Annotated in this window: 9 protein-coding genes; 4 read left to right on the top strand and 5 right to left on the bottom strand. The window is 61.4% G+C overall.

The features are described 5' to 3' along the window. Positions 1–11 precede the first annotated feature (11 nt). The gene (locus IH404_RS17920; protein WP_005789285.1) at positions 12–1,193 is read right to left on the bottom strand and encodes an MFS transporter; all 1,182 of its coding nucleotides are present in this window, start codon (positions 1,191–1,193) and stop codon (positions 12–14) included. Between the two features lie 115 nt (positions 1,194–1,308). Between IH404_RS17920 and IH404_RS17915 the strand changes: the two genes are divergently transcribed. Continuing rightward, entirely contained in the window at positions 1,309–2,214 is a 906-nt protein-coding gene (locus IH404_RS17915) for a LysR family transcriptional regulator (protein WP_005789283.1), read from the top strand. Positions 2,215–2,297: 83 nt separating this feature from the next. Further along, positions 2,298–3,122, top strand: coding sequence for a DUF2242 domain-containing protein (locus tag IH404_RS17910; protein ID WP_103734449.1), 825 nt, complete (start codon positions 2,298–2,300; stop codon positions 3,120–3,122). Between the two features lies 1 nt (position 3,123). Here IH404_RS17910 and aceE read toward each other — a convergent pair whose 3' ends face one another. Next, complete coding sequence (gene aceE, locus IH404_RS17905) at positions 3,124–5,784, bottom strand: pyruvate dehydrogenase (acetyl-transferring), homodimeric type (protein ID WP_194438629.1); 2,661 nt, start codon at positions 5,782–5,784, stop codon at positions 3,124–3,126. Between the two features lie 144 nt (positions 5,785–5,928). Here aceE and IH404_RS17900 point away from each other — a divergent pair, with 144 nt between their 5' ends. Further along, complete coding sequence (locus IH404_RS17900) at positions 5,929–6,399, top strand: MarR family transcriptional regulator (RefSeq protein WP_005789278.1); 471 nt, start codon at positions 5,929–5,931, stop codon at positions 6,397–6,399. A 54-nt stretch (positions 6,400–6,453) separates the two neighbouring features. On the opposite strand, the gene IH404_RS17895 is transcribed toward IH404_RS17900, so the two are convergent. The 3 genes from IH404_RS17895 to IH404_RS17885 form a co-directional block, all read right to left on the bottom strand. Next, positions 6,454–7,458: a pyruvate dehydrogenase gene (locus IH404_RS17895; RefSeq protein WP_194438627.1), complete on the bottom strand. Its 1,005-nt coding sequence runs from the start codon at positions 7,456–7,458 to the stop codon at positions 6,454–6,456. Positions 7,459–7,784: 326 nt separating this feature from the next. Beyond that, complete coding sequence (locus IH404_RS17890; protein WP_005789272.1) at positions 7,785–8,819, bottom strand: AraC family transcriptional regulator; 1,035 nt, start codon at positions 8,817–8,819, stop codon at positions 7,785–7,787. A 3-nt stretch (positions 8,820–8,822) separates the two neighbouring features. Further along, the gene (locus tag IH404_RS17885) at positions 8,823–9,953 is read right to left on the bottom strand and encodes a carbon-nitrogen hydrolase family protein (protein ID WP_122733411.1); all 1,131 of its coding nucleotides are present in this window, start codon (positions 9,951–9,953) and stop codon (positions 8,823–8,825) included. Between the two features lie 211 nt (positions 9,954–10,164). On the opposite strand from IH404_RS17885, the gene IH404_RS17880 reads away from it, so the two are divergent. Next, positions 10,165–12,204 carry an NADPH-dependent 2,4-dienoyl-CoA reductase gene (locus IH404_RS17880; protein ID WP_005789268.1) on the top strand — a complete coding sequence of 680 codons (2,040 nt, stop codon included), beginning with the start codon at positions 10,165–10,167 and terminating at the stop codon, positions 12,202–12,204. The last annotated feature ends 56 nt before the right edge of the window (positions 12,205–12,260 follow it).

Below are 12,260 nucleotides of genomic sequence, written 5' to 3'. Positions count from 1 at the left end.
AAACAAACTTGTCATCGGCCGTGCCAGGCCTTGCCCGTCATTGCACCCAGCGCCAGCGCTATCAACCCCAGCACTGCCCATGGAAATGCGATGACGCCCCAGTGTTGGAGCATCAAGCCGCCAGCCAGCCCACCCCCGGCAATGCCAAGGTTCCACGCGGTGACCAGCATGGATTGCGCGGCATCGGCCGAGTTGCCGGCCGACTTCGCGAGTGCGGTTTGCAGCAGGGCCGGCAGGCCTCCGAAAGCCAGGCCCCAGGCCGCCACGCTGATGTAGATGCAGATCGCAGAGCTGGTCCAGAAACCCAGGAGCAGGGCAGCTGCGGCGAACATCGCGCAACTGATGAGGGTCAGCAACCGCAGGTGTTGATCAATCCATATCCCCACCAACCAGATGCTTGCCAACGCCATCAAGCCGAACACCAGTAACACCTGGTCGATCTTGCTGCCGATGCCGGCGGGCACCAGCAAGGGAGCGATGTAGGTGTAGAGGATGTTATGAGCCAACACATAGGTGAAGGTCACCCACAGCACGGGGCGGATTCCCGGCAGGGCCAGCACGCGATTCAAGCTCAGACGTTTGCTGGCTGCTTCACCGGCAAAATCCGGCAATTGCCAGCGCGCCCACACCAGCAGTAACAGGGTCAGGCCGGTCATGATGGCAAAGCTGCTGCGCCAACCGACCAGCGTGCCAAGCAGGGTGCCAGCAGGTACGCCGAGGGACAAGGCCAGCGGCGCACCGAGCATGGCCACGGCGATCGCCCGACCCTGCAGATGAGGGGCAACCATGCGGCTGGCGTAGCCTGCCAACAGCGCCCACAGCAGCCCGGCGAATACACCCGCAAAGAAGCGAGCGATCAAGGTCACGCCGTAGTGGCTGGAAAACGCGGTGACACTGTTGACCAAGGCAAAGCCGCCTATGGCGATCAACAGCAGAGGCCTGCGACGCCAGCCACGGGTCAGCAAGGTCAGCGGGATGGCCGCGAGCAATGAGCCCAGGGCGTAGAGCGTCACCAACTGCCCGACCAGCGCCTGTGACACTTCCAGCCCTTCGCTCATTTGCGGCAGCAGCCCGGCGGGCATGGCCTCGGTGAGGATGGTGATAAAGCCGGCCGAGGCCAGGGCCAGCAACCCTGCCAATGGCAAGGGTTCATGCACGGGCGCCGTAGCGGCCAATGAAGCGTTGTTGTTCATGGGAGTCTCCTTGAAGGGGCAAGGAAACAGGGTAGGGGGCTGCGATGCGCGGAAAAACAGGCTAAGGTGCCGAACTTATCGGACATTTTTGTCCGCAATTGACCAAGGCATCAGCATGGACAGTCTGAGCGGGCTCTCGGTATTCGTACAGGTTGCGCAAACGCGTAGCTTCACCACCGCAGGGCGGGTATTGGGCGTGTCATCCTCTGCGGTAGGCAAAAGCATCGCACGCATGGAGGAGCGCCTGGGTGTCAGGCTGTTTCATCGAAGCACCCGCAGTATCACCCTGACCAGTGAGGGCGCGCTGTTGCTGGAACGCTCGCGGCGTATCCTGGCGGAAGTGGAAGCGGCTGAGCTGGAGTTGAGCGAGGCCAGTGCTACCCCGCAAGGCAAACTGCGTATCAGCGTGCCCCAAGTGCGGGGGTTGTTGATGCCGGTGATCAGTGGCTTTATGCGCGCCTATCCGGATATCGAGTTGGACGTGGATTTTTCCGACCGTATGGTGGATGTCATCGATGAAGGCTTCGACGCGGTGATCCGCACCGGCAAGCCGCAAGACTCGCGCTTGATGGCGCGCCATCTGGGGCATTACCAACTGGTACTTGTCGGTACGCCCGGCTATTTCGACCAATACGGCACGCCACTCCTGCCCCAGGACTTGAGTCATCACGCCTGCCTTCGGCATAAATTCTGCGCCTCCGGCAAACTCGAGCCCTGGCCGCTGCGACTGGTGCCGGGCGCGGCGGAGCCGAGCTTGCGTGCGCCGCTGGTCAGCAGCACCATTGAGTCTCTCAAGCATGTGGCCCAGGAAGGTCTCGGTATTGCGTGTCTGCCGGACTACATGGTCAACGAGGCGGTTGCGCAAGGGGCCTTGCAGCGCGTGCTGGATGAGCACCTCGAACACCGCGGCAGTTTCTGGTTGCTGTGGCCGGCCAGTCGCCATGCCTCGGCCAAATTGCGCGTGTTTATCGACCATATGTGTGCCGGGCTTTTTCCTACTGACGCCGCTTCACAAGGCTGAGATGTTTAACCGACAGGAATGCGCGCTTCAAGGCCGCGTTCTGTTGCACAATACCGTCCGGACCGTTTTCCACAGGATTTTCAATGTCGACATCATTTCACTTGCGTAGCCTCGGGTTGGCGCTGGTGCTGGCGGGCGCCGCGGGCTGCTCCTCACCCAAGACCGCTATCTATGAACATGAGAATTTCGACGATTCCGGTACGTTTTCCCGCGATTACCCGGTCAGCGATGTAGCGGCGTGTGAAGCGGCGCGCCGCGCTCTGCTGAGCCAGGGTTACATCATTACCAGCAGCGATCCTAAGCTGGTGGCGGGCAACAAGAGTTTCCAGCAGACCGGCGAGACCCATCTGCAGATCAGCTTCAACGTGGTGTGCGCTGCTGATGGCAAAGGCAGCAATCACTCGACGATGTTTGCCAACGCCTTGCAGGATCGCTATGCGCTCAAGAAGGTCAACAACTCCGCCAGCCTCGGCGTGGGTGTGTTGGGTTCGGTGTCGATGCCGATCGGCTCCACTGACGACTCGATGGTGAAAGTCGCGAGCGAGACCGTCTCGGCACCGAAGTTCTACGAGCGTTACTTTGCGCTGGTGGATGTGTTCCTGCCGCAGGAGGTCAAGCAGGCCGAGCATATACCCGAGCAGCCCAAGGCTGACCTGGGTGTGCCTGAACCCAAGGCCGCTCCGGTAGCCGCTCCAGTAGCCGAGAAGGTCGAGGCGCCGAAGGAGGCACCTGTAGCGCCTGCCGCTTCGCAACCCCTGGCACCGCCACCTGAGGCTGCGCCGATCGCACCGACCCCGGAACCTGCGCCTGCCTCGGCGCCAGCAACTGAGCCCGCGCCGGCGCCGACCAATCCCAGCCTGCCTGCGCCGACAGAGGCAATACCGCCCTTGCCAGCGCCTGCGCAGTAACTCAGATGGCTATGGGATCGGCCTTGTCGACGTTGATCCCGTAGCGGCTGATGGCCAGGGCGACGTTGTCACGACCAATCACACCGTCATCAGCCAACGCCTTCAAGGCTGCTAAAGCGATAAAGTGCCGGTCTACCTCGAAGAACTCGCGCAATGTCTCGCGGGTGTCCGATTGCCCGAAACCGTCGGTACCCAGTGCGACAAAACGGCGGTTATGCACGAAGGGGCGAATCTGGTCGGCGAACAACTTCATGTAGTCCGTGGCCACCACCACAGCGCCGGTTCTCCCGGCAAGGCAGGTTTCGACGTAGCTTTGGCGCGGCTCGCTTTGCGGGTGCAGGAGGTTCCAGCGCTCGGCGGCGTGCCCATCACGGCGCAATTCGGTCAGGCTGGTGACGCTCCAGACATCGCTGTGCACGGCGAAATCCTTGGCGAGCAACTCGGCTGCGGCGATCACTTCGCGCAAGATTGAACCGCTGCCCATGAGCTGTACCTTTGCCTGCGGGTGGCTGCTCAGCGGATACATGCCCTTGAGAATGCCTTCTTCAACGCCTTCCGGCATCGCCGGGTGCGGATAGTTTTCGTTGAGCAGGGTGATGTAGTAATAGATGTCCTCCTGTTCGACATACATGCGCCGCATACCCTCGCGAATAATCACCGCCAGTTCGTAGGCAAAAGTCGGGTCATAGGCCACGCAGCAGGGAATCACCGACGCCAGGATATGGCTGTGCCCGTCGTCGTGTTGCAAGCCTTCCCCCATCAGCGTGGTGCGCCCGGCCGTGGCGCCCAGCAGGAAGCCCCGCGCTCGCGCATCGCCCGCCGCCCAGGCCAGGTCGCCGACACGCTGGAAGCCGAACATCGAGTAGAAAATATAGAACGGCACGGTCATCAGGCCATGGTTGCTATAGGAGGTACTTGCCGCGATCCAGGAAGAAATAGCGCCGGATTCATTCAGCCCTTCCTGCATGATCTGTCCGTCTTTGCTCTCTTTGTAGTAGCTCAATTGCCCGGCGTCCTGTGGGGTATAGAGCTGGCCGACGGCTGAGTGGATACCGATCTGGCGGAACAGGCTTTCCATGCCAAAGGTGCGCGACTCATCCGGCACAATAGGCACGATCAGCTTGCCCAAATGCGTGTCCTTGAGCAGCGTGCCGAGGATGCGCACAAAGGCCATGGTGGTGGAGATGGCGCGCTCACCGGTGTCTTTGAGTTGGGTGGCGAAGGCGCTCAGCTCGGGGATTTGCAGCGGCGCAACGCTCGTGTGGCGCGCTGGCACATAGCCTCCCAGTGCCTGCCGTCGTGCGGCAAAGTAGTGGGCCTCTTCGCTGTCGACGGCGGGTTTGAGGTAGGGGATTTCTTCGAGCCGGTCATCGTCGACCTCCAGGCCGAAACGGTCGCGGAAAGCTTTTACCGCTTCGGCCCCCATCTTCTTCAGCTGATGGTTGATGTTTTGGCCTTCGCCAGCTTCACCCATGCCGAAGCCCTTGACCGTCTTGGCCAGTATCACCGTGGGCTGGCCCTTGTGGCGCACGGCGGCGGCGTAGGCGTTGTAGACCTTGTCCGGGTCATGCCCGCCCCGTGAGAGTTTCCAGATGTCGTCGTCGGACATGTCCGCAACCAGTGCGAGCAACTGCGGGTATTTGCCAAAGAAGTGTTCACGCACATAAGCGCCATTCTGGGATTTGTAATTCTGGTAGTCGCCATCCACGCATTCCATCATGCGTTGGCGCAGCAGGCCGCTCTGGTCCTTTTCCAGCAGTGCGTCCCAGCCGCTGCCCCAGATCACCTTGATCACATTCCAGCCGGCGGCGCGGTACAGGCTCTCGAATTCCTGGATCACCTTGGCATTGCCGCGCACCGGACCATCCAGGCGTTGCAGGTTGCAGTTGACCACGAAGATCAGGTTGTCGAGTTTTTCGCGGCCCGCCAGGGAGATGGCCGCCAGGGATTCGGGCTGGTCCATTTCGCCATCGCCGAGGAATGCCCAAACCTTGCGGCCCTGATGCTGCTTGAGGTCTCGGAACTCCAGGTACCGCATAAAACGCGCCTGGTACGCGGCAGTGATCGGTCCCAGGCCCATGGAGACCGTAGGGAATTGCCAGAAGTCCGGCATCAACCGTGGGTGAGGGTAGGAAGACAAACCCTCGCCACCGGCCTCGCGACGAAAGTTATCCAGCTGCGCTTCGCTGATACGGCCCTCCAGGTAGGCACGGCCATAAATGCCTGGTGAGGAATGGCCCTGGATATACACCAGGTCGCCGTCGAATGTGTCGGTTCGGCCACGGAAAAAATGATCGAAGCCTACGTCATACAGCACGGCGGCTGACGCATAGGTGGCGATATGCCCACCTACGCCTGAGTGTTTGCCCGCGCGCAATACCATCGCCATGGCATTCCAGCGGATGAACGCATTGGTGCGCCGCTCGATGGCCTGGTTACCGGGGTAGGGCAACTGGCGCTCAACCGGGATGGTATTGACATAGGGGGTGGTCACCCGCCCGTAGAAGTCGCCATGCCGTGCAACGTCGAAATCCAGCAACTGATCGATCAGGTAATGAGCGCGTGGACGGCCCTCGGTGGACAGCACCGATTCGATGGAGTCCAGCCATTCGCGGGTTTCCTGCGGATCATCGTCGAGTCTTACTGGGTCATTCGGGGTCATGTGAGGCTCCAGGGTAGGCGGATTCAAGCAGCAAGCTCCTCGTGGGAGTGATGCAAATGTAGTTGCAATTGCAACGACATGCCAGAATCTAGCGCGGGATGAGCTACTATTGCAACCTTCTTGAAATTCCCCGGATGGTGTTGCATGTCGTCGAAAGAGCCGGATGTATGGTTCCGTTTTGTCAGGGCTCACAGGACGGTCATCCGTGAAATCGAGCGGCGCCTGGCTGCGGCGGGCCTGCCGCCGTACGCCTGGTACGATGCGTTGTGGGGCCTGGAAAGCGGGCCCGGCGGCACCCGGCGTATGCACGAACTGGCCGATGTGCTGGCCATTGAGCGCTATAACCTCACGCGCCTGGTGGACCGCCTGGAAAAGGACGGCCTGGTAGTGCGTTCCCGCTCCGATGGCGACGGTCGTGCGGCGTTTGCCTCGATCACGGACACGGGTCGAGCGCTGCGCAAGAGCATGTGGAAAATCTACGAAAGCACTGTGGACGAGCTGTTCCTTTCACAAATCGAACCCGAGCAGCGCCAGGCATTTGCCGATGCCCTGGAGCGCACGGCGGGCTTGGCGATGGATGCGGGTGTGCAAGTGCGCAGCCGACGTAAATCGTAGGTTCGAAAACAGCCTCAGTGCGGGGGGATCGTGCTTGCGCAATTGCATTCCCCCTCACTTCAGGTGATAGCGCTGCAGTGCGTTTTCCACCTGCTGCATGTCGGTACGCCCTTCATCGGCCAGCGCTCTTAACGCTGACGCCACAATCCAATAGCGGCTCGGCGCATGGGCCTGCACCGAGCCTGCGCCCAAGGCGATAAATCGTGCATCTACATGCGCGGCTAATTGATCGACAATCACCTGCGGATAACCGGTGACGGCAATGACGGGTGCGCTACTGCCTGCCAGGCAATCACGTAAATGGCAGCTGCGCGTGGGGGCCAAGGGGTGCAAGCGGTTCCAGCGCTCCGCGGTCGCCGCCTCACGGGCCAACCGTGTGTAGCTGGGGCTGCTCCACACCTGCGCCGTAATATTCCAGTCCTGTTCCAGCAACTCTGCGGCGAACATCACCTCTTCCAGCGCCCGGCCAGCACCGAGCAGGCGCACATCTGCTGCTTGGCCACGCTGGATCGGATACATGCCTTTGTGGGCATCCTCTCGGTCTTGGGCAGTCAGTGTCGTGGGGGCATCCTGGTCATGCAGCGCCAAATAATAAAAACCTGGCTGGCCGTCGACGTACAGCGTGCGTAGTCCTGCCAGCACAATCGCTCGAGCTTCGTCTCCCGAGGCGGGATCGTAGGGTGTGCAGCGTGGATGGGTCGCCAGCCATACTGGCAATGACGGGTGCGTGCCCTTGGGCCACGGGGAAGGCTGGTTCTCGATGTCATTGCAAAAGATGCCACGTTGGGCGGTCTGCTCCGACAGTGCGCACAACTGTGCAGACGACACTGCGCTGTGCAGATAGAGCAGGGGTTTTTCGCCGCGATTGCGCGCAAACCAGATAGGCCAGTTGCCCACGCGGCGGCTGCATGACTGGCCACGGATCACCCAGGCGTGCCGGCTGGATTCCAGGGTATTGGCCATGCTCATCACCGTATACAGCGGCGAGTTGCCCGGGCAGGCGGCGGTGCTGAGTGCGTCGATGCAGCTCTGCGCAGAATGCGCGATAGAGGCAGGCATGGGTCCAGGCTCCTTTCAACGGATATTTGTACCCTACTGGAAATGTGATTGCAGTTGCAATGATTGCAATCGCACCTCAAGTCATGGGATTAAATTATCCGGCGCCTGTCGCGTTTAACTTTTCAAGCGCAGGAATGTCACAACGTCGACATTTTTTCGTCATGACGGCACTTTAGGCTGGGTTCGCAGGTCATTTACCTGCCACCGCTTTCATTTGAAGAAGGAGTCCACCATGGACGATTACCAGGAAGAACTGCTGGAGTACCAGGCATTCGAGTTGGACCCGCTGGATCCGGCCGACGATGCCACCGAGCTGTAACCCGACTTCAGGCGGAATGCCGCTGACTGCGGCGAAATTCCCCTGGGGTCTGGTTATTCCAGCGCCTGAAGGCCCTCTGGAAGGCTTGGGCTGAAGCAAAACCAAGCAAGTAGGCGATCTCGCCAAATGCCAGCTCGGTATCGCGAATATAGGTCATGGCCAGGTCGCGGCGGGTGTCGTTGAGAATTGCGCGAAACTGTGTGCCTTCCTCGGCCAGTTTGCGCCGTAATGTCCAGGTCGGCAGTTTCAAGCGTGCCGCCACCTCTTCCAGGTCGGGTTCCCGGCCGCCATTGAGCATCGGCCCGAGCAACCGCGTGATGCGTTCACGCAGGCTGCGGGTGCGAGTCAGCTGCTCCAACTCCCTTTCACACAGCTGCAGCAACAGGTGCCAGGTACTTGGGCAGTGCTGTGGGTTGCGCAGCGCCAAGGTGGGTTGGCTCAGACGCAGTTGATTGGCATCGGCGCCGAAGTGCATCACGCCGCTTCCCAGCACGTTGTAGTGTTCGTGATAGTCCGGCGCGTCGAATTCGATTTCTATCCGTTGTGCCTGCACCGGCTGTTGCGCCAGGCTGGATAATTGTTGCAGCCAACCGGCGATGATCGAGTCCACCACAAAGCGGTTATAGGCGTTGTAGGGGCTGATGGAGTAGAACCGCAGCCAGGCGCCTTCGGCATCTTCATGAAAGCTCGATTGCCCGCGATAGTTGGAGCCGTACAGCGCTTCAAAGCGTGTGAGCGTGCGCGCCGCTTCGCGCACATTGGGGGCCTGGGCGGCGGTGACACCGGCCAGGCCGGCCTGGCTCAAGCGGCTGAGTTGGCCCATGCGCAGGCCCAGGCCCGGGTCGCCGGTCAGTTGGATGGCCGCGTGGCCCAGGCGCATATAGCGCGGGATCGACAGGCGTGCACCGGCTTCAGCCAGGCGTGCAGGGTCCAGGCCGTATTGCAGCAACAGCGGTTGCGGGTCCAGGCCGTGGCTCTGGATGGCATCGGCCAGGGTGTGCACGAAGCCCACCGACAGATCCCCCAGGCGCACCGGCTTCAAGGGCTACAGCCAGATATTCAGCAGGCGCGCGCCACGGGCATCGCCGTCGGCGAACACTTGCCCGTTGCTGCTCAGAAAACTCTGGCCGGCGCTGCCCAGGTCCCAGAACTGCCCACGTAAAAACACGCTCATGCCCGCCATGGCCTGGCTGACGGGCTGCTGGCTGATCAGGGTAAGGCGGCGCCAGGCGGCGCCTTCGCTGGTTTCTTCGGGTTTGAGGCTGACCTCGGAAGGCGTCGACACGCTCTTGAAGCCGCGCCATGGACGGTCCCAGGTGTCGCGGCCAGTGACGAAGGCCGGTACTGCGATCAGTTGCGCACCTTGCTCGTTAAGCTTGCGATAGTTGTCCGGGTACCAGCTGTCGCTGCCGACCAGGGTGCCCAGGCGCCCGGCAGGCGTATCCACCACGCTGACGACATTCTCATCGCCTGGCTCGATAAAGCCACGTTCATCATAGATCGGGTAGAGCTGGCGCTGCGGTTGGCCCAGTGGCAAACCGTCGGCGGCAAACACCACGCTGGCGTTGTACAGCGCGCCATGGCCGACTTCCAACTGCCCCTGGATCACGCTCGGGTTGGGCAGGGCGATGGAGCCGGCCACCAGGGTTACGCCAAATTCTTTTGCCAGGCCGCCGAACACTACTTGATAGTCGCGCGCCATGGCAGGGGCCTTCATGCGCAGGTAGGCGTCATCCATGCGGTTGTCGCCGGTGGCGCTGATCCAGGCTTTGGCAAACTGTAATGGGTTGCTGATCGACAGCCAGTTCATCGCGTCCTTCAAGTGCGTGGCCTGGTACAGCTCGTTTTTTTCGCCCTTGAGCATCAGCCAGGTGCCGATATGTTCGGGCAGCACCACGATGGTCTTGGCGTTGATCAGGCCTTGGTCGCGCGCTTTTTGCAGGTAGCTCGACAGCTTCAAATGCAGGCGTTCCAGGCTTTGATAGTCGGCAGGGAACAGCTCTGGCTGAATGCCGAGCAGGTTGCCACGGTCGGCTGGTTCGCCCTCATTGACGGCGAGGGTAATACGCAGGTCCGACAGGTAATGCGCCACGGGGCGCTCCTGGGTCCAGACCAGATACGCGGCGAGGGCGGCAACCAGGGCCATGGTGACGGTGAACGCTAGAAGTTTACGCATGGGGCAACAGACAACAGACCAGGTGCAGGGTTCGCGACTAGGGTAGGGCCCATGGCGCGGCTTGCCAAGGGGCGCTGTGCATTTGGATCAATAACTTGTCAGTTTCAGTCATTGAGCCGTGGTCCACCGCCTCTTAGTCTGTGGGACATAAACCGATGGCACACCGTTCGAGTGCGCCACGTCCCGTGATGATCCGTTGTGGAGCTGTACCATGACCGCTGCTGCCTACCCGCACCTGCTGGCCCCGTTGGACCTGGGTTTTACCACCTTGCGCAACCGTACCCTGATGGGCTCGATGCACACCGGCCTGGAAGAAAAGCCCGGCGGTTTCGAGCGCATGGCGGCCTACTTTGCCGAGCGCGCCCGTGGCGGCGTAGGCCTGATGGTCACCGGCGGCATTGGCCCGAATGATGAAGGCGGGGTATACGCCGGGGCAGCCAAGCTGACCACTGAAGAAGAGGCGCTCAAGCACAAGATCGTCACCCAGGCGGTGCACGAGGCGGGCGGCAAGATCTGCATGCAGATCCTTCACGCCGGGCGTTATGCCTACAGCCCCAAGCAGGTGGCGCCGAGTGCGATCCAGGCGCCGATCAACCCGTTCAAGCCCAAGGAATTGGATGAAGAGGGCATCGAGAAGCAGATTCAGGATTTCGTCACCTGCTCATTGCTGGCCCAGGCCGCCGAATACGACGGTGTGGAAATCATGGGTTCGGAGGGCTACTTCATTAACCAGTTCCTCGCCGCCCAGACCAACCATCGCACCGACCGTTGGGGCGGCAGCTTTGAAAACCGTATGCGCCTGGCGGTGGAGATCGTGCGTCGCGTACGCGAGGCCGTCGGCCCGAACTTCATCATTATCTTCCGCCTGTCGATGCTTGACCTAGTGGAAGGCGGCAGCGTGTGGAAGGAAATCGTGCAGTTGGCCAAGGCTATCGAGCAGGCTGGCGCGACGATCATCAATACCGGTATCGGCTGGCACGAAGCGCGTATCCCGACCATCGCCACCAAGGTCCCGCGGGGCGCCTTCAGCAAAGTCACCGCCAAATTGCGCGGTGTGGTGCAGATTCCGCTGATCACCACCAACCGCATCAACACCCCGGAAATCGCCGAGCAGATCCTGGCCGAAGGCGATGCCGACATGGTCTCGATGGCGCGCCCGTTTCTGGCCGACCCGGAGTTCGTCAACAAGGCCGCCGCTGGGCGCGCCGATGAGATCAACACCTGCATCGGCTGCAACCAGGCGTGCCTGGACCACACCTTCGGCGGCAAGCTGACCACCTGTTTGGTCAACCCGCGCGCCTGCTATGAAACCGAACTCAATTACCTGCCCGTCAAGCAGATCAAGAAAATCGCGGTGGTCGGCGCCGGCCCTGCCGGTCTGGCCGCTGCCACTGTTGCCGCTGAGCGTGGGCATCAGGTGACCTTGTTCGATTCCGCCAGCGAGATTGGCGGCCAGTTCAATATCGCCAAGCGCGTGCCGGGCAAGGAAGAGTTTTTCGAAACCCTGCGTTACTTCAAACGCAAATTGCAGACCACTCACGTAGAGCTGTGCCTGAACACCCGTGTGGGCGTCGAGCAGCTGGTGGCAGGTGATTATGACGAGGTGATCCTGGCCACCGGTATCGCGCCGCGCACCCCGGCGATCCCGGGCGTCGAGAACGCCAAGGTGTTGAGTTACCTGGATGTGATCCTGGAGCGCAAGCCGGTGGGCAAGCGTGTGGCGGTGATCGGCGCCGGCGGCATCGGTTTCGATGTATCGGAATTCCTCGTACACCAAGGCGTGTCTACCAGCCTGGATCGAGAGGCGTTCTGGAAAGAGTGGGGCATCGATACCCAACTGGAAGCACGTGGCGGGGTGGCCGGGATCAAGCCCGAGCGCCATGCGCCGGCCCGCGAGGTGTTCCTGCTGCAACGCAAGGCTTCCAAGGTTGGCGACGGCCTGGGCAAGACCACCGGCTGGATTCACCGTACCGGCTTGAAGAACAAACAGGTGCAGATGCTCAACAGCGTCGAGTACTTGAAGATCGATGACGCAGGCTTGCATATCCGCATCGGCGCCGAGGGTGAACCGCAGGTGCTGGCGGTGGACAACATTGTCATCTGCGCCGGCCAGGACCCACTGCGCGAACTGCATGACGGCCTGGTTGCTGCCGGCCAGAACGTGCACCTGATCGGCGGCGCCGATGTGGCGGCCGAGCTGGACGCCAAGCGCGCCATCAACCAGGGCTCGCGCCTGGCTGCCGAGTTGTAAGGCGACAACAGGGGCGGTGTTAGACTTGCCGCCCCTTTCTCATTCAGATACCTGCC

The sequence above is a fragment of the Pseudomonas sp. OST1909 genome (assembly GCF_015277575.1).
Taxonomy (GTDB): Bacteria; Pseudomonadota; Gammaproteobacteria; order Pseudomonadales; family Pseudomonadaceae; genus Aquipseudomonas; species Aquipseudomonas synxantha_A.
This window is presented reverse-complemented; position numbering and strand designations above follow the sequence as displayed.